Source organism: Nitrospirota bacterium (assembly GCA_016207905.1).
In the GTDB taxonomy this organism is placed as follows: domain Bacteria; phylum Nitrospirota; class Thermodesulfovibrionia; order Thermodesulfovibrionales; family JdFR-86; genus JACQZC01.
Genome location: JACQZC010000055.1, coordinates 1 through 25,330 on the forward strand (window position 1 = coordinate 1; position 25,330 = coordinate 25,330).

24 protein-coding genes and 2 tRNA genes are annotated in these 25,330 nt (G+C 42.7%); 20 read left to right on the forward strand and 6 right to left on the reverse strand.

Features of this window, described 5'->3' with window-relative positions; translation table 11 throughout:
* Positions 1 to 250: 250 nt before the first annotated feature.
* The 12 genes from HY805_06705 (at position 251) to HY805_06760 (ending at position 12,396) form a co-directional block, all read left to right on the forward strand.
* The gene (locus HY805_06705; protein MBI4823902.1) at positions 251 to 1,273 is read left to right on the forward strand and encodes a site-specific DNA-methyltransferase; all 1,023 of its coding nucleotides are present in this window, start codon (positions 251 to 253) and stop codon (positions 1,271 to 1,273) included.
* Entirely contained in the window at positions 1,270 to 2,406 is a 1,137-nt protein-coding gene (locus HY805_06710) for a DNA methyltransferase (GenBank protein ID MBI4823903.1), read from the forward strand. The genes HY805_06705 and HY805_06710 overlap by 4 nt, the downstream gene beginning before the upstream one ends.
* A 152-nt stretch (positions 2,407 to 2,558) precedes the next feature.
* On the forward strand, positions 2,559 to 4,178 hold the full coding sequence (gene secD / locus HY805_06715; GenBank protein ID MBI4823904.1) for a protein translocase subunit SecD: 1,620 nt from the start codon (positions 2,559 to 2,561) through the stop codon (positions 4,176 to 4,178).
* Complete coding sequence (gene secF, locus HY805_06720; protein MBI4823905.1) at positions 4,175 to 5,080, forward strand: protein translocase subunit SecF; 906 nt, start codon at positions 4,175 to 4,177, stop codon at positions 5,078 to 5,080. The genes secD and secF overlap by 4 nt, the downstream gene beginning before the upstream one ends.
* Positions 5,081 to 5,103: 23 nt before the next feature.
* A complete protein-coding gene (recJ, locus tag HY805_06725; GenBank protein MBI4823906.1) occupies positions 5,104 to 6,786 on the forward strand; it encodes a single-stranded-DNA-specific exonuclease RecJ in 1,683 nt (560 codons plus the stop codon).
* A 12-nt stretch (positions 6,787 to 6,798) separates the two neighbouring features.
* Entirely contained in the window at positions 6,799 to 8,184 is a 1,386-nt protein-coding gene (gene mnmE, locus HY805_06730; protein MBI4823907.1) for a tRNA uridine-5-carboxymethylaminomethyl(34) synthesis GTPase MnmE, read from the forward strand.
* A 78-nt stretch (positions 8,185 to 8,262) separates the two neighbouring features.
* The gene (gene selD, locus HY805_06735) at positions 8,263 to 9,198 is read left to right on the forward strand and encodes a selenide, water dikinase SelD (protein ID MBI4823908.1); all 936 of its coding nucleotides are present in this window, start codon (positions 8,263 to 8,265) and stop codon (positions 9,196 to 9,198) included.
* The gene (locus HY805_06740) at positions 9,198 to 10,799 is read left to right on the forward strand and encodes a DUF1957 domain-containing protein (GenBank protein ID MBI4823909.1); all 1,602 of its coding nucleotides are present in this window, start codon (positions 9,198 to 9,200) and stop codon (positions 10,797 to 10,799) included. Before selD ends, HY805_06740 begins: the two co-directional genes overlap by 1 nt.
* 77 nt (positions 10,800 to 10,876) lie before the next feature.
* Positions 10,877 to 11,014, forward strand: a complete 138-nt coding sequence (locus HY805_06745; GenBank protein ID MBI4823910.1) for a DUF86 domain-containing protein — start codon at positions 10,877 to 10,879, stop codon at positions 11,012 to 11,014.
* 448 nt (positions 11,015 to 11,462) lie between these two features.
* Positions 11,463 to 11,663, forward strand: coding sequence for a hypothetical protein (locus HY805_06750; protein MBI4823911.1), 201 nt, complete (start codon positions 11,463 to 11,465; stop codon positions 11,661 to 11,663).
* A gap of 266 nt (positions 11,664 to 11,929) precedes the next feature.
* Entirely contained in the window at positions 11,930 to 12,151 is a 222-nt protein-coding gene (locus tag HY805_06755; protein MBI4823912.1) for a hypothetical protein, read from the forward strand.
* Complete coding sequence (locus HY805_06760; GenBank protein ID MBI4823913.1) at positions 12,148 to 12,396, forward strand: type II toxin-antitoxin system YoeB family toxin; 249 nt, start codon at positions 12,148 to 12,150, stop codon at positions 12,394 to 12,396. Before HY805_06755 ends, HY805_06760 begins: the two co-directional genes overlap by 4 nt.
* Before the next feature lie 128 nt (positions 12,397 to 12,524).
* Here HY805_06760 and HY805_06765 read toward each other — a convergent pair whose 3' ends face one another.
* Positions 12,525 to 13,439 (reverse strand): LysR family transcriptional regulator, encoded by a 915-nt coding sequence (locus HY805_06765; protein MBI4823914.1) that lies wholly within the window; start codon positions 13,437 to 13,439, stop codon positions 12,525 to 12,527.
* Between the two features lie 139 nt (positions 13,440 to 13,578).
* Between HY805_06765 and HY805_06770 the strand changes: the two genes are divergently transcribed.
* From HY805_06770 to ilvD, 7 genes are all read left to right on the forward strand, one after another.
* A tRNA-Val gene (locus tag HY805_06770) sits at positions 13,579 to 13,651 on the forward strand.
* A gap of 43 nt (positions 13,652 to 13,694) precedes the next feature.
* Positions 13,695 to 13,768, forward strand: a tRNA-Asp gene (locus tag HY805_06775).
* A 294-nt stretch (positions 13,769 to 14,062) separates the two neighbouring features.
* Positions 14,063 to 18,199: a CoA protein activase gene (locus HY805_06780; GenBank protein MBI4823915.1), complete on the forward strand. Its 4,137-nt coding sequence runs from the start codon at positions 14,063 to 14,065 to the stop codon at positions 18,197 to 18,199.
* 4 nt (positions 18,200 to 18,203) lie between these two features.
* Entirely contained in the window at positions 18,204 to 18,296 is a 93-nt protein-coding gene (locus tag HY805_06785; protein ID MBI4823916.1) for an AURKAIP1/COX24 domain-containing protein, read from the forward strand.
* A gap of 3 nt (positions 18,297 to 18,299) precedes the next feature.
* Complete coding sequence (locus HY805_06790) at positions 18,300 to 18,506, forward strand: hypothetical protein (protein MBI4823917.1); 207 nt, start codon at positions 18,300 to 18,302, stop codon at positions 18,504 to 18,506.
* A 13-nt stretch (positions 18,507 to 18,519) separates the two neighbouring features.
* Positions 18,520 to 18,750 carry a YdcH family protein gene (locus tag HY805_06795; protein MBI4823918.1) on the forward strand — a complete coding sequence of 77 codons (231 nt, stop codon included), beginning with the start codon at positions 18,520 to 18,522 and terminating at the stop codon, positions 18,748 to 18,750.
* Between the two features lie 9 nt (positions 18,751 to 18,759).
* Positions 18,760 to 20,412, forward strand: coding sequence for a dihydroxy-acid dehydratase (gene ilvD / locus HY805_06800; GenBank protein MBI4823919.1), 1,653 nt, complete (start codon positions 18,760 to 18,762; stop codon positions 20,410 to 20,412).
* Here ilvD and galT read toward each other — a convergent pair.
* Positions 20,409 to 21,404, reverse strand: coding sequence for a galactose-1-phosphate uridylyltransferase (gene galT / locus HY805_06805; protein ID MBI4823920.1), 996 nt, complete (start codon positions 21,402 to 21,404; stop codon positions 20,409 to 20,411). The genes ilvD and galT overlap by 4 nt on opposite strands.
* A 68-nt stretch (positions 21,405 to 21,472) precedes the next feature.
* Here galT and cysK point away from each other — a divergent pair, with 68 nt between their 5' ends.
* A complete protein-coding gene (cysK, locus tag HY805_06810; GenBank protein MBI4823921.1) occupies positions 21,473 to 22,399 on the forward strand; it encodes a cysteine synthase A in 927 nt (308 codons plus the stop codon).
* Between the two features lie 5 nt (positions 22,400 to 22,404).
* Here cysK and HY805_06815 read toward each other — a convergent pair whose 3' ends face one another.
* Genes HY805_06815 through HY805_06830 form a run of 4 tightly spaced genes read right to left on the reverse strand, consistent with a single transcriptional unit; the run spans position 22,405 to position 25,319 of the window.
* Entirely contained in the window at positions 22,405 to 22,827 is a 423-nt protein-coding gene (locus HY805_06815) for a PIN domain-containing protein (protein MBI4823922.1), read from the reverse strand.
* Positions 22,814 to 23,062 carry a CopG family transcriptional regulator gene (locus tag HY805_06820; GenBank protein MBI4823923.1) on the reverse strand — a complete coding sequence of 83 codons (249 nt, stop codon included), beginning with the start codon at positions 23,060 to 23,062 and terminating at the stop codon, positions 22,814 to 22,816. The genes HY805_06815 and HY805_06820 overlap by 14 nt, the downstream gene beginning before the upstream one ends.
* A gap of 29 nt (positions 23,063 to 23,091) precedes the next feature.
* Entirely contained in the window at positions 23,092 to 24,723 is a 1,632-nt protein-coding gene (locus tag HY805_06825; protein ID MBI4823924.1) for a radical SAM protein, read from the reverse strand.
* The gene (locus tag HY805_06830) at positions 24,720 to 25,319 is read right to left on the reverse strand and encodes an XTP/dITP diphosphatase (GenBank protein ID MBI4823925.1); all 600 of its coding nucleotides are present in this window, start codon (positions 25,317 to 25,319) and stop codon (positions 24,720 to 24,722) included. Before HY805_06830 ends, HY805_06825 begins: the two co-directional genes overlap by 4 nt.
* Between the last annotated feature and the right edge of the window lie 11 nt (positions 25,320 to 25,330).

Below are 25,330 nucleotides of genomic sequence, written 5' to 3' on the forward strand. Positions count from 1 at the left end.
AAGCCAGTTCGAAATCAAACTCACTCTCTCGTCCATAGGTCTCACCTCTCTCCATGGCATCGCAATACCTCCTTGCTCTGCCATTATACTGTTACCCATGTCCGTAGGTTAATCTGTTACCTATGTTAGCAGGTTGCACCCCCCCTTCCCCCTTTAATAAAGGGGGATTTACAACCACGAATCTGTCTCATATGTCCTGAACCCATACACCCTTTTTCATATTTGCAGAAAACATGTTACACTATCCCATATGGAAATAATAAACAAAGAAGTAAATAAAATTTATTGTGGTGACTGCTTAGAAACCTTGAAAGACATCCCCTCTAATTTTGTTGACTTAGTAATAACCAGTCCTCCCTATTTTCAGCAACGTGAATACGGAAAAACTGGAATTGGGAATGAAAAAACCGTTGAAGAATATATTATAAATTTAATGAAAGTTTTTAGAGAATGTGTGAGAGTAACCAGAAAAACCGGCTCCATCGTTTTCAACTTGGGAGACAAATATATTGATGGCAGCTTGCTTTTAGTTCCTTACAGGTTTGCTATTGAGGTTTTAAAGGAAAGACAAGTTAAACTTATTAATGAAGTTACTTGGCTTAAAATAAATCCTACTCCAAAACAAGATCCCAGAAAATTGGTTTCTTCCAAAGAGCCGTTTTTCATTTTTGCAAAATCAAACGATTACTATTTCAACAAAGACGCATTTTTAGAATACAGAGATAAATATTTAAATGGGAGCAGGAAAGTAGCTGGCAATGACATTGGGAAAAAATACTTTGAACTAATTGATAAGTGTAACCTTTCTGTTGACGAGAAAGCCCACGCAAAAAAAGAATTGACGAAGGTAATAAGAGAAGTTAAAGAAGGAACGATTGAAAGTTTCAGGATGAAAATTAGAGGTCTGCACGCTCTCCCTTACGGCGGGCAGGCGGGCGGCCGACTAACTCAAATTGAAAATAAAGGATTTACAATAATTAAAATTTACGGCAATTCTATTCGCAAAGACATTATTGAATCTACCGTTGAAACAATCAAGGGAAATATACACCCCGCCGTTTATCCAGAATTTGTTATACAAGAACTAATAAAACTTTTAACCAAAGAAAACGATATTGTCCTTGACCCATTTTTAGGTTCTGGAACAACCGCAGTTGTTGCTAAACGGTTAAATAGAAGCTATATAGGTATGGAAATACATCCAGAATATATTGAGTATGCAAATCAGCGACTTGAAGAAATTCATCCATATGCTTTTGAATTATTTGTATGAATCCAACAGATATTTTAGATAAGTTTTATGAGCAAGCAATATCAGTTTTACACTCCAAAAAAGAAGATAACTTTCACGACACTATAAAATCCAATGTAGATACGCTCATCAACAAGATTGATAAGAATAAATCGCTTTTATCTGCATTAGTCACTTCTCTTGTCAAAAAAATCATCGAACCAAAACAAGATATTCGCTTACATAGAACAGACTTTAAAAATGGATATTCAGCAAGAAGTTTAGATACTTCAGTTACAGCACCATTTTTCAAAAAGCATTTTCCAAAATATGCGAACAAGGAGTCCTCGTTTTTAACGCTTGCAACAAGAGAAAAAATCAAATGGACAAAAAAAGAAGGACAGAATTTAAAAATCAGAGACGCTCAAGTAAAGAATAGTTTTTTAGAACTCTTTGATGCAGTGGAAAATAAAAGAGTCACCCCCAAAGAATGCTTAGTTTATATTTTCATCAAGCTACATTTACTTTCACAGCAACATAAAATGGTTTTTGATGAAACCATTGAATCGGCAAATTTTTCAGAAATAATTAACATCAATACTGTTCTCGAAATGTTAGAAAGACATTTTGGAATCAAGTTAAGTTCAAGACTTCCCGTTATTGCCATCTATTCCGCTTATCAAGAACTTTTTAAAGTCGTGAAAAGATATGAAGGGAAAAAGTTAGGACATCTTAATGTTCACACATCGTCAGATAAACACGGATTTGGCGATATTGAAATATGGAATATAGACGGCACGCCATTTGAAATGATTGAAATAAAACATAACATTCCGATAGACAGAAATATAATTTTTGACATCGTTAAAAAATCACAAGGAACAAGCATTCAGCGGTATTACATCTTGACTACGTATAAAAGCAATTTCCCATCAAAAGAAGAGGAAGAATATATCAACAAATTCATCTTGAAAATAAAAAAAGACAGCGGCTTAGAAATTATTGCAAACGGGATTTTTCAGAGCTTAAAATATTACCTGCGGTTTATTGATGATTACAAGAAATTTATCAAGGCATATACTGTAAACTTAGTTGAAGACGCCAAGAATTCAACCGAAGTAAAAGCGTTTCACATTGCAGAGTGGCAGAAGATTTTAAAAGGACATCATCTTTAAAGACTGCACAACCAGTCATTGAACCGAATGCGGGGCACAGGGGGATTTATAACCACGAATCTGTCTCATATGTAGTGAACGACTACCCCCACTTGCCGAAATGCATCTGTTTAAGGCAAAATATCTGTTAATCTTAAGCAAGCGGAGGCCTGATGAAAAAGAAGATTCTCTGGAGGCTCATACTCATAGGCGTAGCAGTCCTACTTTCCCTTATATTCTTTTTGCCAAATATACCTATTTTCAAGTCAATGCCTGAGTGGTGGAAAAAGACTATGCCCTCAAGAGGCATAGTCTTAGGGCTTGACCTTCAGGGAGGCACACATCTTGTGTTTGAGGTTCAAGCAGAAAGGGCAGTTGAGATTACGGTAGAGAGGGTCTCCCAATCCATCAGGGAGCTGATGAAGAAAAAAAAGCTTCAGGCAGATGTTAAAACACAGGCAGGAGTGATAACCGTAAGCCCTTCTTCAATAGAAATAAGAACTGCTATAGAGAAGAACTATCCGACCTTAAAATTAGAGGAGACATCCAGTGGGCTTACCTGCAGGCTCTCCAATGAGGAGGCAAGTAGGATAAAGGAAAATGCCTCTGACCAGGCAGTTGAGACAATCAGAAACAGGATTGACCAGTTTGGAGTTGCAGAGCCAACAATCCACAGGCAGGCTGAAAACGAGATTGTCATACAATTGCCGGGTGTCAAAGACCCAAAAAGGGCAATAGATATAATCGGAAAAACTGCCCTGCTCGAATTTAAGGTAGTTGACGATGAATCCCCTGTTTCTGCTGAACTGCCCTCTGTAATAGCCTTTGACGATGAGTCCGAATTGCTTGAGAAATTCTCAGGCAGGATTCCAGAAGGCAGAGAGCTACTTTTTGAAAGAACAATAGATTTGCAGACAGGAGAGGCTAAAAAACTGCCTTTCCTCATAAAGAAAGAGACACTTCTTACAGGAGACCTCCTTACAGAGGCAAAGGTAAGCCTAAACAGGTTTAATGAGCCTTATGTAGCCATTGCGTTTAACCCTACAGGTGCAAAAATCTTCGAGGAGGTAACAGGTGCTAATGTCAAAAAGCGGCTTGCAATAATCCTCGATGGGAATGTCTATTCTGCACCTAAAATAAAGGAAAGGATTGCAGGCGGAGATGCCTCCATAGAGGGCGGATTTTCGATAGATGAGGCAAAAGACCTCTCCATAGTGCTAAAGGCAGGTGCACTTCCTGCACCTGTAAAGATGCTCCAGAATATTACCGTAGGTCCATCGTTAGGAAGGGATTCTATTCAGGCAGGCAAACTGGCAGGCATCATAGGTGCAATTGCAGTAATTGCTTTCATGGTCTTTTATTATAGGCTCTCTGGGCTCATTGCTGACCTTGCGCTTTTCCTCAATATCCTCCTTTTGCTTGGAGCAATGGCTTATCTTGAGGCAACCCTCACACTGCCTGGCATTGCAGGTGTAATACTTGCCGTAGGCATGGCAGTGGACTCCAATGTCTTGATGTTTGAAAGGATGCGTGAGGAGCTAAGGGCGGGAAAGACTCCTCGTGCAGCAGTGGATTCGGGTTATCAGAAGGCATTCTGGACTATATTTGACTCGCATGTGACAACCCTTATTACATCCGCAGTCCTGTTTCAGTTTGGCACAGGTCCGATAAAGGGCTTTGCAGTTACACTGAGCCTCGGTGTTTCCATAAACCTGTTCACTGCACTCGTAGGAACTAAAACCATATTCGATATTTTAAACCAGAGGAAAGAGGTTAAGAGGTTAAGCATATGATAGAGCTTATAGGAAAGACAAATATAGATTTTATGGGTAAAAAGCTTTATGCATTTGGTTTTTCGGCAATACTTTCCATCATGGGAGTTCTTGCCATAATCCAGATAGGAAAGGGTAAGGCAAACTTAGGCATTGACTTTGCAGGTGGTATAGCAGTTCAGGTAAAGTTCCAATCTACTGTGCCTTTGCACGATATAAGGACAGCCCTCGAAGGAGCAGGTATGAAGGACTTTGACCTTCAGGATTTGCCAACTGTAAATAAGGTACTTATCAGCATAAAAAGGCAGGAGACCGAAGGTGTGGTAGACAGGGTAGTGTCAGTACTTACAGAGAGGTTTTCGGATAAGAAGCCTGTTATTGACTCAACAACCGAGATAGGACCAAAGGTTGGACATAGGCTCCGTAAAGACGCACTCATTGCGGTTTTAGCGGCAACAGCAGGAATCCTTATCTATATCGCATTCAGATTCAAATTCAGGTTTGCAATTGGTGCAACTATTGCCACTGCCCACGATGTCTTAGCTGTGCTTGGAGTCTTCTATATCATGGGGAAAGAAATAAACCTTCTTCTGATAAGTGCCCTCCTCATGATAGCAGGCTACTCCCTTACTGACACAGTCGTTGTCTTTGACCGAATCAGGGAGAATATAAGAAAAAGCCATAAGGAGCCAACAGGCGAGATAGTCAATAAGAGCGTAAACGAGGTGCTCTCGAGAACGATAATAGTTTCCCTGACAACCCTTCTTACGGCAGTGGCTCTTTTCTTGTTTGGAGGCGAGGTCATCCACGATTTCTCCCTTACGATAATCATGGGCATTGTTGTGGGTACATACTCCTCGATATTCATTGCAAGTCCAACAGTGCTACTTCTGGGTGGTAAAAAGCCCCTTATAAAGAGATAGTAGGTTCAATAAAGATTTGAGATTTGAAATTTAAGATGCATAGAAAGTGGCTCATAAACCGCACGAATAAAGCATACATATCCTATCTGTCGAATGCCTCGTCCATATCGCCTGCTATCTCTCAGGTCATGATAAACCGGGGAATAAAAACCCCCAGTGAGGTAAAAGATTTCCTCTCACCTGACATAAGGGCAATGTCAGAGCCATTTGAAATAGAGGGCATTAGAGGCGCAGTTGAGGCGGTAATTGATGCAAAAAACGCAGGCAAGAAAATCCTCGTTTATGGCGACTACGATGCCGATGGCTTGACTGCCACCTCTATAATGGTATCCTGCTTGAGAAGGCTCGGAGCAGATGTCTCTTATTTTATCCCAAATAGATTCCTTCATGGATATGGCTTTAACCTGAATGCAATCAGTCTTGCAAAGGAAATCTCTGCCTCTTTGATAATCACGGTTGACTGCGGTATAACCTCTTTCGAGGCAGTGGAGAGTGCTAAAAAGGAGGGCATCGAGGTGATAATAACGGACCACCACGAGCCTATTCGTGTTGGCTCTCAAGCAAAAGTTCCTTTAGCTCATTCGGTCATAAATCCAAAACTCAATGGCTCTCAAAGAACATTTCATCTTTCAGGCTCTGGAGTTGCACTTAAGGTAGCACAGGCATTAGGGATGGATACATACGAGTTTCTTGACCTTACTGCCATTGGGACGGTAGCGGATATGGTTCCGCTTACAGGCGAAAACCGAGTTATTGTTAAGGAAGGCTTGAGTATTATCGAGAAGGCTATCAAACCCGGCATAAAGGCATTAAGCTCTGTCTCTGGACTTGAGGGAAGGGAGATTAAGGCAAATACGCTGTCCTATACGATTATTCCAAGAATAAATGCACCTGGCAGGCTTTCGGATGCATCCGATGTGGTGGAGCTTTTACTTTCAGAGGATGAGGATGTAGCATTTCGCATTGCCAAAGGCATGGATAAAATAAACTCTGATAGACAGAAAATAGAAGAATCCGTGTATAACTCAGCCTACAGGATGCTCGGTCAGATGCCACTCACCTCTGCAATAGTTTTATGGGCAGAGGGCTGGCATGAAGGAGTAATTGGAATTGTGGCAGGTAAGATTGCAGATGCCTTTAAGAGACCAACATTTATACTTTCCATTAAAGACGGGGTGGCAAAGGGCTCTGCAAGAAGCATCCCTCAATTCGATATACATAAAGGACTTTCGGACTGTAAAGGGCTTTTGATGGCATTTGGAGGACACCCTCAGGCAGTAGGTCTCAGGCTAAGCATCGATAACCTTAATCCATTTAAAGAAAAAATCACAGCCATCGTAGAGTCAGAGGTCAAAGACTTCATACCCGCCCTTGAAATAGATGCCCATATAGACATTAACGAGATAACCTTTGGACTTGTAAGGGAGATTTCCTCTTTAGAGCCATTTGGCTATGGGAATTCAGAGCCCATTTTTGGCTCAAAAAACTTGACTCCAATCAACCCAAGGGTAGTCGGAGAAAAGCACCTCAAGATGAAGCTCAAGGGCAATGGCAAGGCAGTAGAGGCAATTGGCTTTGATATGGGAGGCTTCATGGAGAAACTTGAGGAATCCGATACGATAGATGCAGCCTATACGGTAAACATAAACGAGTGGGAAGGAGGCAGAACCCTTCAGCTTAATCTTAAGGGGTTACGAGCCCAGTAGGAGCTATCTAATATGAATAACTCAGACACGATAACTGCCATATCCACGCCAGTAGGCGAGGCAGGAATAGGCATAGTGAGAATGAGCGGAAGAAATGCCATTCAGATAGCAGATACGCTTTTTAGCTCCAGAAAGTTTGAATCCCTCCATGAGGTCGAATCTCATAGGGTGCTTTATGGGGTCATCAAAGACCCTGAAACCAATGAGACGGTCGATGAGGTGCTTATAACCGTCATGAGGCAACCTCGAACCTATACAAAAGAAGACATAGTGGAGATAAACTGCCATGGAGGATTTATCCCTCTGAGAAGGGCACTTGAGCTAACACTAAAGCAGGGGGCAAGACTTGCAGAGCCAGGAGAGTTCACAAAAAGGGCATTCTTGAATGGAAGGCTTGACCTCACACAGGCAGAAGCAGTCATAGACCTCATAAGGGCAAAAACAGATATTGCCGAAGGTATTGCCATAAAACAGTTAAAAGGCAGTATCAAAAATAAAATCGAGCCCCTGAGAGAAAGCCTCCTTAATATATGCGCCCACATCGAGGCATACATAGATTTCCCGGAAGAAGAAATAGAGCCTTCATCCGTGAGTGAGATTAAAACTCAAATAAAAGGTGTCATTGACACCCTAAGAGAGCTATCGGCTTCTTACGAGGAAGGAAGACTCTTTAGAGATGGCATCTCAGTGGCAATCGTGGGAAAACCAAATGTGGGCAAATCATCCATTCTTAATGCCCTGCTTCAAAAAGACAGGGCAATCGTCACAGAAGAGGTAGGCACAACCAGAGATGTCATAGAAGACTATATTAATGTAAATGGTCTGCCTGTAAAGGTTATGGATACAGCAGGCATAAAAGAGGCTCATAACATGGCTGAAAAAGAAGCTATAAAAAGAAGCCTTCAGGCACTGGAGTCATCGGACATTGTCATAGCAGTAATCGATGGCTCTCAGGCACTTAAGGTAGAGGACTTTGAGGTCATAGAAAAGGCAATGAGGAAAAACTCCATAGTAGTCATTAATAAAAGCGACCTTCCACATGCTGACCTCGGATTTCCAAATGGCACTCCGTTCTTAAGGCTTTCTGCCAAAACAGGTGATGGCATGGGTAAACTCAAAGAGGCAATATTTGGCTCTGTAATGGGCAATGGCGTCCGTGGCAGCAATAAAGGAGGTGTCCGTGACACCCTCGTTACAAACATAAGGCACAAGGGTCAGATAGATACCTCGATTAAATGGCTTAATGCCACGGTTAATGCTATCGAAAAAAACGAGCCACTCGAGATAGTCGAAATGGAACTCAGGGAGGCAGTGAAAAGTCTCTCCGAACTCACAGGAAAGCTGACCCGAGAGGACATCCTTCATCGGATATTCAGCTCTTTCTGCATTGGGAAATGAGGAATGGATTACAGACTGACTGAAAAAGTAAAGGCTTCTGGCTGAGCCGCAAAGTTAGGTCCGGCGGACCTCGAAAAGATTATTAACTCAATCGAGCCAGAGAAAAACCCCTTGGTCATAATAGGCCCTGGGGACGATGCAGGCGTTTATATGCTCGATAAAGGTCTATCTATCGTGGAGACAGTGGACATAATCACCCCTGTTGTTAATGAGCCATTTACATTTGGCGCAATCAGCGCAGTGAACTCCCTTTCCGACATCTATGCAATGGGAGGTCGTCCCATGACTGCCCTTGCTCTCTTAGGGTTTTCCTCCTGCGATTACGAACCCGATGTCATAAAAAAAATACTAAGAGGTGCTATAGATATTCTGAGAAAAGCAGGCGTCTCCCTCATGGGCGGACATAGTTTCGAGGATTCCGAATTGAAATTTGGACTATCTGTTACGGGAAGAATAAATGAAAAGGAAATCTTAAGGTCAAAGGGCGCAAAGGCAGGAGACATCCTTATACTTACAAAATCAATTGGTGTAGGAGTTCTTTCTACTACACTTAAGGCAGGAAAGATTAAAGATAAGGATATGAGGCATGCAATAGATTCCATGCTCTCATTAAACGACAAGGCGGCATCCTCTGCCTTAAAGGCAGGCGCTACATCTGCAACCGATGTCACTGGCTTTGGCCTTCTTGGTCATGCATATAACATGGTAAGAGACTCTAAGGTAGATTTCGAGATAAATGTAAAAGATGTTCCTGTGTTTGACATGGTAAGGGATTTCATCGAAGGAGGTATGATTCCCGAAAGAGCATATAACAACCTTAGGTTCCTCGAAGGAATATTAGATTCAGGGAAATCATCGGAGGAAGACAGACTCCTTTTGTCTGACCCGCAGACATCAGGAGGGCTTTTGATTAGCCTTTCACCAGAGAAGGTGAAGACATTTAGAGGGGAGTCATTGACCCATTGGGTTATCGGAAGGGTTATAAATGGCAAAGGAAGAATCAGGCTAACTTGATACTTCGACAAGCTCAGCACAGAGGCTATCTCTTACTTGTCCTTCATGCCCATCTTCCATATATAAGGCATCCTGAGCACGAATACTTCTTAGAGGAAAACTGGCTCTATGAAGCACAAATAGAGACATATATCCCCCTGCTCGACCTCCTCGAAAGGCTCATCAACGATAAGGTTAATTTCAGGCTTACGCTTTCGCTGAGCCCTACGCTCGTGGAGATGTTTAAAGATAGTCTCCTTCAAAGGAGGTTTCTTTCTTATCTATTGAGATTGATAGAGCTTACAGAAAAAGAAATTCTAAGGACAAAAAAGGATGCAGAGCTCTCACCCATTTCAAAGCTCTATAACGAGCGACTGAAAAGGATAAGATATATCTACGAAGAGCATTTTGGCTCTGACTTAGTATCTCGAATAAATTGGCTTTCTCAAACAGACAGTATAGAGATAATCACGACCTCGGCAACCCATGCCTATCTTCCAAATCTTTCGGTTTTTCCAGATGCAGTTAGAGCACAGATAAGCCTTGCCCTTTCAGAGCATAAGAGGAATTTCTCGGTGCCCTCAAAAGGCATGTGGCTTCCTGAATGCGGATATTACGAAGGGCTGGACCTGATACTCAAGGAAAACAATATAGGGTTTTTCTTTATGGAAGGTCATGGCATACTTCATGGCAAACCATGTCCCTCATATAGCGTATTTAAACCTGTAAGATGCACCTCGGGTGTGGTGGCATTCGGAAGGGACAGTGCATCTTCAAAAGAGGTCTGGAGTAGGACAGAAGGATACCCAGGTGACCCATTTTACAGGGATTTCTACAAGGACATTGGATTCGGGCTTCCTATGAGATACCTAAGGCCCTACATACATCCATGTGGAATAAGAATACCAACTGGCATAAAATATTATCGCATAGGAGGAAAGAGGAAAAAGCCTTATGTTAGAAACATGGCTCTTAAGAGGGCAGAGGTTCATGCAAATGACTTTGTTATGAAAAGAAAAAGCCAGATAGAGGACTTAAACCTTAGATATAAGTTTAACCCTATCATCACTGCCTCATACGATGCAGAGCTTTTTGGGCATTGGTGGTTTGAAGGTATTGATTGGCTCGAATACCTTCTGAGAAGATTACACCATGAGGATGCCATTAAGAGCATTACTGCCTCGGAGTATCTAAGAGAAGACCATGACCTTGAAACTGTAAGCCCTGCTATGTCAAGCTGGGGCAGGGGCGGATATGGCGACACATGGTGCAGTCCACGGAATAACTGGGCAGTAAGGCATGTGCATATGGCATCCAGAAGGATGTCTGAGCTTTTAAAGAGATTCCCTCAAACAGATAATCCACTTCTTAAAAGAACCCTGAATCAGGCACTAAGAGAGCTCCTTCTCATGCAGGCATCTGACTGGCTTTTTATGATTGAGACAGGCACATCTCCCCATTACGGAGAGGAAAGACTTCACCTACATATAAAGGCATTTGGAAGGCTTTATGATATGGCAATGAAAGGTAAAATAGAGGAAGAGTTTGTCTTGGGGCTTGAAAGTAAAAACAATATATTCCCCTTTATAGACTACAGGGTCTATACTATATCGCAGGAATAACTCTCACAAAAGGAAGGTAAATTATTTTTGAATATAAAGTTGATAGAGGATAAGCTCGGCTTTATAAATAAGGTGTCCTGAACAGGCTTGTCCATTTTTACCATGAAGTTTCCGACAGAGAGCTTTTTGAGATTTTAAGGAACAACCTTTCTGATATTGAGGATTTTGTCAAACAGGTTAAAAACTTTCTTGAAGCATATAGGCAAAAGAGGTAAATGTAAAACAACCTTTTGTGCTGTCCATGTGGCTGGGGTAACGAGAGATAAACCGAGAAGAAAGGAAGTGACGGCGAGTATTGTGTAATTTTTATGCAAAAGGGGTTGTTTTTAAACCTAAAATTTTTCTTGACAGGGAAGGCGTGAATCTGATATTTTCAGTCTGAGGTTTTTAAGGGGGACAGATGAAAATACAGCTTCCTCAGAGAATGGCTCAATACTTGCACTCACTTTTAGAACCTTACAAGAAGGGAGGATTATAAATGAATTTCAAAGAATTCGCTGGAGCTATTGTTTTAGCAGGAATTGTTCTTTTAATCATTGGGGGCATAAAGTACGCAAAAACTTACCATTAAAGGAACTTCCAGCTAAGACCGTTTCCACAGATAAAACAAAATCTACTTCATCGTCTGATGAATCTAAAACATCATCACAAAAAACTATAACCATGTCTACAGAAGAGTTTTGGAAATCAGGACTCCATCCATTGGCACAGATGGGTAAAAGTGCTGAGTTGGCGATGGAAAACAGGGGTCGTGATGAAAAAAGAGAACAAGCCAAAAGGATAATGGGCATGGGCATATTTATTGTTCTTACTGGTTCTGCTATTGTGGTTTCTGTAAAAAAGGAGAAACCCAATGCCTCATGAATCAAATAATTTTTGAGTGTGGGCGACCAACAACGCCTAACACTTGAGTTTGCGCCGCTCCAATGACCCGGACCGACGTTGGAGTCGCTCCATGTGCCTGTTCTATTATTGAGATTAAGCCTGATCTTAGCAGGCACCAGGATGCAACTCCACAATTATCAAGAAAACGAGTATTAATCTGCCACTTTTCCGAACCCCCTCAAGAACTCCCGCATGAATTACATAAAGGTTTGACATGGAATTTTCTGATGTGATAGAGTAATATCATGCAGACAGTTACCATCTCTAAAAAAGAGTATGCAGAGTTGATTGAAAAGAAACTCCGCTACGAATATCTCCATCAGATAATAGAGAGTGATATTTTTTCTCCCCCTCCGACAAAAGGCATTAAAGAAATCATTGGTGCTTTCAAAAAGACAGGTATTTACAATCAGAAGTTTATTGATAGCCTTGAGAAAGGACTTAAGCGCTCGTCGCATTTTAAATGAAAATCCTCCCTGTTCATCCTGAGATAGAGAAATATCTCAAACTCAGAAACATAGAAAAGAAATTTGAAAAACAGATAAACCTCTTTAAGGAAAATCCCTTTCATCCCGGCTTAAGGACGGAGTTGCTTGAGCCGAGAAAGATGAGAATCTGGAGTTTCAGGATTAACAGGAAATACAGGGCGCTGTTTATTTTCCGTGAGAAAGATGTTGTCGAGATTATTGATGTAAATGATCATTATCAGTAGGGTGCCAAGCCTTGTGAATTAAGAACCATCGTAAGCGCTATCCTGCTTGGGACAAATTAATGAGAGATAATTCGGATACATAGATGAGATGTTTCATCAGCAAAAACGACTTGAGCACAGGGAAACCCCTACGGAAGAAGTCTCTCATAAGGATAAGACTTCAGATATGCCATGAACTCATCTGATGCATAAGAGTGGATACTGTTACGGTTAAATATAAGCGAGAAGTCCCTCAGCATTTTTACCTCCTTAAACCCGAGGGCATTAATAGTGCCGTATCTTAGCTCTTTTCTAACAGCCCATTTTGACACTATGGAGATGCCTATTCCGTTTTCAACTGACTCTTTTATTGCTTCTGTAGAGCCAATCACAGCGGATATCTCCATGTCCTGAGTGGTTATGCCTTTTTTGTTGAGATACTTTTCAATGACCTGTCTTGTGCCTGAGCCGTCTTCCCTTAATATAAAAGGCTCTTTTGTAATCTCATGGATAGAAACCTCTTTTCTTTTTGCCCATGGATGAAATGGTGCAACTATCAGGGAAAGCTCATCCGAGACTAATTTTTCGGTCATCACCTTATACTTTGTGACCTCGCCCTCGACAAGCCCTAAATTCAGGTTGCCTGCCTTCAGGAACTCCACGATTCTTTTTGTATTGCCGACAATGAGCTGGATTTTTATCTTCGGGTATGCCCTCTTAAAGTCCGCTATTACGGTTGGCAGAAGATAATTGCCGATTGTGGTGCTTGTGCCTACTGCAATCGAACCCTTTACAAGCCCTGTTACAGCACCTATGTCTTTTTCTATCGATGCATAAAGAGCAAGAATCTCCTTTGCGTACCTATAAAGGATTTCGCCTGCCCTTGTGAGCGTAACAGTGCTCGATGATCTGTCAAAAAGCTTTGTCTCAAAAGCCTCCTCTATGGTCTGTATCTGAAGGCTTACCGCAGGCTGGGTCAGATGTATAATCTCGGATGCCTTAGAAAAGCTCTTTGTCTCTGCAACTGTGCAGAAAACCTTTAGTTTGTGGTTTTCGAGTCCCATAACTTTTGCTTATTATAAGATAAGCTTATAAAATATTTCAACCCTTAAGTTTTCTTTTGTCAAACATTCTATAGATTTTACCTTTCTGGTATGGTAATTTGACAAAAGGAAACTTTATGTAGTTAAATAAAAATTCGAAGGGCGGATAGCTCAGTTGGGAGAGCGCGGCCCTTACAAGGCTGAGGTCACAGGTTCAAGCCCTGTTCCGCCTACTTAAAGGAGACCACAAAAATCTTGCGATTTTTTGTGGATAGTGGGGTGGTAGTTCAGTTGGTCAGAACGCCGGCCTGTCACGTCGGAGGTCGCGGGTTCGAGCCCCGTCCACCCCGCTTAGTCTTTTGGTAGGCAAGCAGGCATTCACACTGCCTTCTCGATGTTTCTGGTCTTTATCTGCGTGATAGATATTTATTTCTTTTTCTTTTTCGGCTTAGTCTTTTTTACAGGCTCGCATGGCCCTTTGTGCCCGGGTTTACAGGACATTATATTTGCACCTCCTTTCCCGATTTATTTCAGTATGTTTATATCATAAACACAATTGGTTGTCAAATAAAACATTTGAGATTTAACACGCATTTTGCTATTCTTTAGCAAAGGGATTTGGACTCAAAGAGGATTCATAATATATGAAATTCATAGGTCTTGATGCAGGCTCTGTCAGCGTAAAGGTTATTATGCTTGACAGTCAGGGTAAAAGGCTTTCTGGCTGTTATAGAAAGCACTTGGGGCATCCCATAAAAACCGCAGTAGAGCTTTTGAGGAAGGCTACGCATGAGGATGGGGATTTTTCCCTTTCAGTGACAGGCTCTGGTGGAAGGCTGATAGCCTCCATACTGGGCATCGAGCCTGTAAACGAGATAGTTTCGCAGGCATATTCGACAAAAAAACTCTACCCTCACATCAAAAGCATCATAGAGCTTGGCGGAGAGGACTCAAAGCTCATACTGCTATCGGATAGTATAAAAGACTTCTCCATGAACTCTGTATGTGCCGCAGGAACAGGCTCTTTTCTTGACCAGCAGGCAGAAAGGCTGAGGCTTACTATAGAGGAGTTGAGCGAGATGTCCCTTATCTCCAAAACTCCTCCACGGATAGCAGGCAGATGCAGTGTATTTGCAAAATCAGACATGATACACCTCCAGCAGATAGCAACCCCTGTTGAGGACATCGTAGCAGGCTTGTGTTTTGCAGTGGCAAGAAACTTCAAAGGCACAATCTCGAGGGGAAGACGGATGCAAAGACCTGTGTCTTTTCAAGGAGGGGTTGCCGCAAACAAAGGAATGGTCAGGGCATTCAAAGAGGTTTTTGAGCTCGATGAGCTTTTTATACCTCCTGATTTTGCACTTATGGGTGCATGGGGTGTGGCTCTTAAGGCATTGGATGAGGGCATCCGAAACAGATTTGACATCGATGCATTAGAAGGGTTTCTATATAGCAAGGCAGGAAGAAGCCATGTTTCATGCCATAAACCCCTTTCAGAGCCATCGAACAGTCCTTCCGAAAGGCTTTTTCATGTACAAGAAGGCAGGACAAAGGCATACATGGGCATAGATGTTGGCTCAATCAGCACAAACCTTGCTGTGACAGACGATGAGGGAAGACTGCTTGCTAAGAGATACCTCATGACCGCAGGAAGACCAATAGAGGCAGTAAGACAAGGACTGAGGGAGATAGCCTCAGAGGTAGGCGGTAAGGTGCTTATAGCAGGTGTTGGCACAACAGGCTCAGGCAGATACATGATTGCCGATTATGTTGGTGCAGACATCGTTAAGAACGAGATTACTGCTCAGGCAACTGCCTCTGCATTCATAGATAAAACAGTTGACACAATCTTCGAGATAGGAGGTCAGGACTCGAAATTTATCTCCCTGAGAGACGGAGTTATAGTGGACTTCGAGATGAACAAGGCATGTGCCGCTGGAACAGGCTCTTTCTTAGAGGAGCAGGCTGAAAAACTCAATATCTCTATCAAGGAGCAATTCGCAGAGCTTGCCTTTTCCTCGGATGCTCCCCTTAAGCTCGGCGAAAGATGCACTGTGTTTATGGAAAACTCCCTTATGGCTAATCTCCAGAAGGGTGCAAAGAGGGAAGACCTTCTTTCGGGCTTATCATATAGCATTGTCCAGAACTATATAAACCGTGTTGTGGCAGGCAAACACATTGGAGAAAACATATTCTTTCAGGGAGGCGTTGCCTTTAACAGGGCAGTTGTCTCTGCATTTCAAAAATACTTAGGAAAAAACATAACCGTTCCTCCACATCACGATGTAACAGGCGCCATAGGCATGGCACTTATTGCATCGAGGCATATGTCTGAAAGGCAGAGCACATTTAAGGGTTTTGAGCTTTCAGAGAGACCCTACACCGTTAAATCGTTTGAATGCAAGGGATGTCCTAATGTGTGCGAGATAAACAGGGTTAAGATAGAAGGCGAAAAGGAGTATCTGTTTTATGGCGGAAGATGCGAAAAATACGATATAAGAAGGAAAAAGGTAGATGAGACCATGCCTGATTTATTCTCCTTCAGGGAAAATCTACTAAGGGGAGGTGCCATACAGGATGACAAATCAGAGAAACCAAAATCCTCTAAGGCTCAGATTATTGGTATCCCCTATGTATTTTCTTTTCATGATTATCTTCCATTCTGGAGGACACTCTTACAGGAACTCGGATTCGATGTCGAGGTATCTCCGAGGACAAATAGAAATATAATAAACTCAGGGCTCGAGTGCGTTCTTTCAGAGGCGTGTTTTCCTCAAAAGGTAGCTCATGGACATCTAAGGTATCTTATGGAAAAAGGCGTAGATGCCATATTCCTGCCAAGTTTTATAAATGTCAACATGCCTGATGAGGAGATTTCAAAAGGCTCTCCATGCCCATATGCCCAGACCATCCCTTATGTAGGAAAGGTTGCCTTAGAGGGGCTTAAGACAATAACGCCTGTGATTAATATGTCATTGGGAAAAGGAAATCTCCTTAAAGAACTCATAAAGGCATTTAAAAAGTTCGGACTCAAGATGACTGCCATTGAACATGCGATTGACATTGCAGAGAAGGCACAGAGGGACTTTGAATCCTCTATAAAGGCAAAAGGCAGGGAATTTATCTCAAGCCTTGGGGATAAAAAGGCAGTGGTCGTTGTGGGGAGGTCGTATAATTCGTTTGACAGGGGCATGAACCTTGAGATACCAGAAAAGCTCTCGAACCTGAGGATGCCCTCTATACCAATGGATTTCCTTCCAATAGACAATATCAGCATAAAGGATGAATGGCCCAACATGTACTGGAAGTCAGGGCAGAAGATACTAAGGGCAGGAAGGTTTATCAGAGAGCACCCAAACCTTTATCCGATATACATAGGGAATTTCTCCTGCGGACCCGACTCCTTCATCCTCAAGTATTTTAGAAAGGAACTAAGCTCAAGACCATTCCTTCACATCGAGATAGACGAGCACAGTGCCGATGCAGGCGCTATAACGAGATGCGAGGCGTTCCTTGACAGCATAAGAGGCATTAAGCCTGATAATGTCGTAACTAAAGAGATGCCTGCCGTAAGGAAAATAAAGTCCTTTAGCAGTAAGAGAACTGTTTACATTCCGAGGATGTCAGACCATGCATTTGCACTTCAGTCCGCACTCAGGCGCTCTAATGTCGACTCGGAAGTGCTTCCTGAGTCCAACAAAGAAACCATAGAGCTTGGCATGAGGTTTGTCTCTGGAAAAGAGTGCTATCCATGTGCAGTAACAACAGGAGATATGCTCAAGAAGGTGTTTTCCTCTGATTTCAAGCCTGAGGAGTCTGCATTCTTCATGCCCTCTGGAACGGGCCCATGCAGGTTTGGACAGTATAATGTATTTCACAAACAGGTGCTTGATGAGATTGGACTTGAGGATGTTCTGATATTTGCGCCAAATCAGGACATTGAATTCTACAAAGACCTTGGCATCGTAGGCAAGGACTTTACCCTGCTTTCATGGAAAGGCATAGTTGCCATAGAGCTCCTCTATAAGTGTCTTCATGAGACAAGACCCTATGAGAGGCAAAATGGCACATCCGATGAGGTTTACAGGCACTCACTCGATAAGATAAGGCTATCCCTTCAGGGAAGAAACGGGAAGATAGAGGATGTTTTAAAGGATGTAAGAAGGGACTTTTCTGCTATCCCAAGATATAAAGAGAAAAAGCCTCTGATAGGGGTTGTCGGAGAGATATTTGTGAGGTCAAATAGGTTTTCAAACGAAGACCTCGTAAGGAAGTTAGAGTCTCTTGGAGGCGAGGTCTGGCTTGCACCCTTAGAGGAGTGGATTTATTATATAAACTTCATAGCCCAGAGAAGGGCATTGCTAAAAAACAAGCCCTCTGATATTATTAATATCTTTCTAAAGAGGTTCTTTCAAAAGAGGATTGAGCATAGATATGCTCGGCAGGCAGGGTTTCAGGGCTATCTAAAGACACTGGATGAGCCTACCACAAAGGAGCTTCTGAGGAAGGCGTCTCCTTATGTGCATGACTCATTCGAGGGTGAAACAATCCTGAGCATAGGAAAGTCGGTTGACCTTATCGAAAGAGGAGCCTCGGGCATTGTCAATGCAATGCCTTTTGGCTGTATGCCGGGCACAATAGTAACTGCCCTCATGATTGCCCTGAGCAGACAGCACGATGTGCCTATAATAAGCATCCCTTATGATGGCACAGAGTCCTCTACATCGGAGATACAGCTTGAGGCATTTATGGAGCAGGCAAAGGTAAAAGCAAGGAGGTGATTTAGTGGGTTCTGTTACAAAATGGCGTAAAAAGAAGATGAGCAAACACAAACATAGCAAGCTCCGTAAGAAAACCAAATTCCAAAGAAGGGGCTAATAAATGGGAAATGAAATTTTAATGAAAGAAAAACTTTCAATGCTCGAAAAAGAACTCTCCACAACTGCCCAGAAGCTAACCGAGATTGACAGGGCTTTAGAAGAGATACATGACCTCAGGCTTGAGATAAAAGGACTAAAAATCTTTATTGGAAGGCTTCATCCTGAATTAAAAAAGGATTTTCCCGAGATTCTTAAGAAGCTAAGGTAAAAGGAGGGCATCAATGACAGAACAGGAAATATTTAATGCTCTTTCGGCTGAAAATGAGGAATTCAAAAAACTGGGCAGAGAGCACAGAGAGCTTGACAGTATTTTGGCTGAGCTAAATGGCAGGGTCTATCTCACACCTGAAGAGGAGATGGAAAAGAAAAGGCTACAGAAACTCAAGCTCCAGAAAAAAGACAGGATGGCTGAACTTATAAGGAAATATAAAAAAAGCCATTCCTTGAATTAGGCATGCGATATGAGAAGCAAGACCATTAAGCAGGGCATTAGCAGGCTTCCACACAGGGCACTTCTTTATGCAACAGGCATTCCCCGCTCCGAGATGGACAAGCCCTTTATAGGGGTTGCAACTTCTTTCACTGACATAATACCAGGTCACATAGGCATGCGTGACTTAGAAAGGTTCATAGAAAAAGGCATTCATACAGGAGGCGGATACCCATTCTTTTTTGGCATTCCGGGCATATGCGACGGAATAGCAATGGGTCATAGCGGGATGCACTATTCACTTCCCTCAAGAGAGCTTATTGCGGATATGGTTGAAACAATCGTCGAGGCTCATCGGCTCGATGGATTGGTTTTGCTTACAAACTGCGATAAGATTACACCCGGAATGCTTATGGCATCTGCAAGGCTCGACATACCTTCCATAGTGGTCACAGCAGGTCCCATGCTTTCTGGACATCTGAGGGGAAAAAGGCTTTCTTTAGTCAACGATACATTCGAGGCAATCGGAAAATACAAAAAGGGTCTCTTAAAGTCAAAGGACATAGAGGAGCTTGAGGTATGTGCCTGCCCGGGTGCAGGTGCGTGTCAGGGAATGTATACTGCAAATACAATGGCATGTGTGACAGAGGCTCTTGGGATGAGCCTGCCTTACTGTGCCACATCCCTTTCGGTATCCGCTGAGAAAAAAAGAATAGCATTTGAATCAGGAAGGGTGATTATAAGCCTCATAAAAAACAATATTACACCAAGAAGGATTATGACCCAAAAGGCATTTGAAAACGCAATAATGATAGACCTTGCCTTAGGTGGCTCTACAAACACTGTTCTTCATATCCCTGCCATCTCCCATGAGGCAGGCATCCCTTTGCCTCTTGAGACATTTGACAGCCTGAGCAAAAAAACACCTCATCTCTGTAATATGCTTCCCGGAGGAACCCATTACCTTGAGGACCTGCACTGGGCAGGCGGTATTCCTGCCCTTATGAAAAGGCTCAAGGATAGATTAAACAATGTGGGAACTGTCTCAGAAAAGAAAATATTAGACATAGCCCGCTGTTCCGAGGTCATGGATGAGGATGTAATAAGACCTCTTAATAAGGCTTATCATAAGGAAGGCGGAATTGCAATACTTAAGGGCAATCTTGCACCAGAGGGCTCTGTTGTCAAACAATCCGCAGTCACCGAGAAGGCAATGAGGTTTGAGGGCTCTGCAAGGGTTTTTGACTCAGAAGACTCTGCGATGAAGGCAATATTGGCAGGTAGGATAAAGAAGGGAGATGTCGTTACGATTCGCTACGAAGGACCAAAAGGAGGCCCTGGCATGAGGGAGATGCTTTCCCCAACATCGGCAATCGCAGGCATGGGCTTAAGCGAATCAGTTGCCCTTATAACAGATGGAAGGTTCTCAGGAGGCACAAGGGGCCCATGCATTGGCCATGTATCTCCTGAGGCAATGGAAGGCGGCTGTATTGCCATAGTCAAAGACGGTGATAGAATCAAAATAGATATTCCGAAAAGAAAAATAGATGTCCTTATTCCTGAATCTGAGATTAAAGCAAGACTTAAGAAATGGAGAAAACCCCTTCCTAAGATTAAAAAAGGCTATCTTTCGAGGTATTCGAGAATGGTTAGCTCGGCAGGTAAGGGTGCAATAATGAGCTAAGGGAGCCTCACTTCCCTCATGAATGAGGCTACTTTCTCTGGTAAAGAGGGATTTATATACATCCCCGAGCCTAATGCAAAGCCTGATGCCTGACTCAACCTCGGCACAATGCTTAGGTACCAGTGAAAGTGCTTAGAGTGGTTTTTCTGAGGTCCTTCTGAGCGTATTACATAGTTAAAATCAGGGTTATCCAATCCATAGTGGAGCTTTGAAAGGGCTGTCCTTAGAGCCATTGCAAGGTCGTTTATCTCGGAGTCCTCGATATCTGCAAACGATGCCATATGCCTTTTAGGAAATATCCATGTATGAAATGGCGAAAGTGCGGCATAAGGAATAAATGTTACAAAGTGCTCGGTTGCCGATATAATCCGTTTTCCATCTGTTAGCTCATCGTTTATAGTTGCGCACATCAGGCAGTCGCCTGTAGTATTATAATACCTCATTGTCTCCTCGATCCTTGCCCTTATATCCTGCGGAACAACCGGGATTCCAATAAGCTGTGAGTGCGGATGCTGAAGCGTTGTGCCTGATGCCTCACCCTGATTTTTAAAGATAATGACATGCTCTACCTTTGGGTCTTTGTATGCCTCTATGAACCTGTCTCTGTATACCTTGAGTATTCCTGAGATATCCCCTATCTCAAGAAAAGGTATGCTCATATTATGGATAGGAGACTCCACTATAATCTCATGTCTTCCAACCCCTATGGCACTGTGCCTAAGTCCAACATTCACCCTGCCCCCCTCCACCTTATCCGAGACAACTGCAAGCCTGTTAGGTATTACCCTTATCTTCCATGCGCCTGCCTCCTCAACCCTGAATATCTCATTCGGGGTCGTTGCCTCATTTCCTGGACAAAACGGGCATGAATCGAGATATTCGGGTAGATACCTCTTTTCCTTCCATTGACGGAACTCCTCGGGCTTTTTGGCATGCTCGGTGGCTATTATCACCCACTCCTTTGCTATGAGATTAAGCCTCAGCTCTGACATATTTGCCCTCCAGATACAGATATTATATCAAATCTGAGCGATATGATATACTTTAGAAAAGGAGGCAGGTGAAGCTTCATAAAGACATACTAAACCTTATTGGAAACACCCCGCTTGTAAGGATAAACCATCTTACAGGCAATGAAGATGCAGAGGTCATGGCAAAGCTCGAGGGCTTTAACCCAGGAGGCTCTGTCAAAGACAGGATTGCCATCTCGATGATAGAGTCTGCCGAAAGGGATGGAAGACTCGGTGCTCATGGAACTATCATAGAGCCAACATCAGGAAACACAGGCATAGGGCTTGCCATGGTTTCTGCTGTCAAAGGATATAGATTAATCCTTACGATGCCAGAGACCATGTCAATGGAAAGAAGACAGCTCCTTAAGGCATATGGTGCAGGGCTGATTCTTACACCTGCTGAAAGGGGAATGCTCGGTGCAATCGAAAAGGCAGAAGAGCTATATAAGGAAAATCCTCATTACTTCATGCCACAGCAGTTCGAAAACCCTGCAAACCCAGAGGTTCATAGGAGGACAACTGCTATCGAGATTATCTCTGCTATTGGAGGTGTGCCAGATGCCTTTGTCTCAGGCGTTGGAACAGGAGGCACAATCACAGGTGTTGGCGAGGTCTTAAGAAACGAAAATAAAAACATCTGGATTACTGCTGTTGAGCCTGCAGGCTCGCCTCTTCTATCAGGTGGAACTCCGGGTAAACACAAGATTGCAGGTATAGGAGCAGGGTTTTTCCCAGGGGTCCTAAACACAAAGATATACGATGAAGTAATAACAGTCACTGACTCCGATGCAGAGAAGACTTCAAGAGAGCTATCGGTCAAAGAAGGGCTTCTTTGCGGAATATCCTCGGGTGCGGCTATGTGTGCCGCCATCAGGGTAGCAAAAAGACTTGGAAAAGGCAAAAGGGTAGTTGTCATTCTTCCTGACAGAGGTGAAAGATACCTATCAACAGGGCTGTTTCAGGAATCACCCTGAGCTACTTATTTAAATGGATTTTTAATCTTAAGACCTTCTATCTCTTGCTTATCAGATAAATCTTCACTCAATAATAACCCTGCACCAGCCTTTATGGCAGAGCCTATTACCATAGAGTCCCAGAAGGAGAATTTATACCTAATGTGGATTTCTATTGCATCCAGTATAGAGTCTCCGTCAGCTATGACAACATCCCATTTCAGGAGGTCCTTTATGATGTCTTTAGCTAATTCTGCACTCACAGGTTTTGGTATCTTCCTTGTCATGGCAACAAAGAATTCCTGAAGCACCTGAGTGCTTAAATGTCCAAGCCCAGAGTTCCATAAATCGACCACAATCCCCTTAGATAGTTCGTGTTTTTTACCTGCGGTAGTGTCATAGGCATAAATAAGGATATTCGTATCGAGGAAGACCTTATCGCCTGTCATGAAGCTCTTCCCTCGAGATTTTGAGATGCCCCTTTGTTCCAAGTTCAAGTCCTTTTTTCAGGAGTCTCATCTGCCTTTCTTTTGCTGTTTTATATCCGGTTGCCTCTTTGACCTTTTCTTCGAGGGATTCTCTTAAAAGCCTGCTTAATGATTTTTCCTTGTTTAAGGCTATAACCTTTGCCTTTTTCAGAAGCGATATAGGTAAAGACAATGTCACATTCTGCTTTTCCATCATAACCTCCTATTATCACATAAATATGTGTATCACATTTTTATGTGAAATGTCAATTCAGACACTGCCTTTTGATACTCCTTCCACAGTTCCTCCTTGCTTATCCCTGTGTCTATAAAATCCCATGGAAGAGGCTCAGTGAAATCTTTTTTCCTGAATATATAAAAGTCAGGCTTAATGCCTGAGTTATAACTGGCTTTCTGCCAGTCCGAGACCTCGAGCATCTTTATGAGTACATTGGAAACCCTTCTGTCGGCCATCGAAAACATCCCTTGCATATATGCATACTTTAGAACATCGTGAAAGACCCGAACCCCCTTAATGGGAATCAAAGCTCGCTTAATCATACTTAGCCTTCTTTTAACTACATCTTCTTTTTCCATTGGATGCCACTGAAAAGGTGTAAATGGCTTTGGCACGAATGTGCTTACTGACAGTGTAACCTCACCTTTCGTAGGGCTTTCTCTTATCTTTTTTACAAGACCTATTATTCCATCTATATCTTCATCTTTCTCTGTTGGCAAGCCTACCATAAAATACAGTTTTAATCTTTCTATCCCATGCAAAAGAGCATGTCTTGAGGTCTCTATAATTTCCTCCTCTTTAAGCCTTTTGTTAATTACATTTCTTAATCTTTCTGTGCCTGCCTCAGGTGCAATAGAGATGCTTTTTCCCCTAAGGAGGGCTATTAGCCTTATGCTTTTTGGGCTTGCCCTCAGAGAGGTTATAGAGAAATTTACACCCTCTGTCTTAAGGACATCCTCTATATAAGGGTAATCCATGAGGGATGGTGCTATGAGTCCCACCCTCTCTGTGAGCTTTAGTGCATCGGAAATCTCCTGTTTTATTACACTAAGAAGTTTCTTTCTGAGGGGGCTATACACATGACCTGCAAGGCAGAACCTACATTTCCATGGGCATCCCCTCATTGCCTCTATAAGATACATATTAGAGAACTCTGTCTCAGGCGTTATTATCGATGGCTTAAATCCTGATATATCACTTACAAACCTTTTCTTTATTGTCTTGGGTGCACCCTCAAGAGCGGTTCTTTTTAATGGCTCATTACTTACCTCATAAAGAGATGGCACATAAAGACCTTCTATGTGGAGGCAGTTTCTTAAAAGTTTATCCTTTGTGCCTGCCCTTTTATACTCATCTATGAACTCATTCAGCATCTCCTCTCCCTCTCCAATAAAGCATATGTCAAAGAACTCGGCAAAAGGCTCAGGGTTTGAAAAGGCGCATACACCGCCCATGACGAGCAAAGGGTGAGAGGGTTTTCGCTCTGACTGCCTGAAGGGGATTTTAGAAAGCGCAAGGAGCTTAAGGATGTTTGGATAGTCGTTTTCAAATGACACTGAAAATGCAACTATGTCGAATCTTCCGAGAGGTCTTTTCGATTCCATAGAGAAAAGCTCCGTGCCTGTCCTTTCAAACTCCTGCATGTCTTTAGGGTCAGGAAGGAATGCCCTTTCGCAAACAGTATCAACTCTTTCGTTAAGCAGTGTATATATGCCCTGAAATCCTAAATTGGACATTCCAACAAAATATGTATTGGGGTAGACTAAACAAATATTGACCTTGCCTCCAGGGTCTTTTAATACAGTGCCCCGTTCCTTTTTAAGAAGAGCATCTGCCTTTTCAATAAGTCTACGGCTCATGTCTTTTGTTTTTCATGAATCAGATACTCATGGAGCTTTCTTAATGCCTTTTGTCTATGGCTAAGACTGTCTTTTTCAGAATGGCTCATCTCTGCAAATGTCCTTCTAAAGCCTTTGGGGTAAAACACAGGGTCATAACCAAACCCATGTCTGCCCATTGCAACCTTTGCAATACTACCCTCTACAGAGCCCTCAAAGGTCTTAACCTTACCATCAGGATATGCTAAGGCTATTACGCAGACAAACCTTGCCTGTCTTTTACCCTCAGCAATAGAGTGCATGTTCTTAAGGAGTTTATTGAGATTATCTTTATCAGTAGCCCCCTCACCTGCATATCTTGCAGACAACACCCCGGGTGCACCACTTAGGGCATCCACCTCGAGTCCTGAGTCATCTGCTATGGCAGGTTTTTTGGTGAATCTTGCGACTGTTTGTGCCTTTTCTATAGCGTTTTCCTCGAATCTACTACCTGTTTCCTCAACCTCCGGGCAGTCGGGAAAGGATTCAAGACTTAATAATGTGAAACCTATCCCTTTCAAGAGCCTTCTAAGCTCCTCGATTTTTTTAGCGTTTCTTGTGGCTAAAACTATTTCCATTGGTCTTTGAT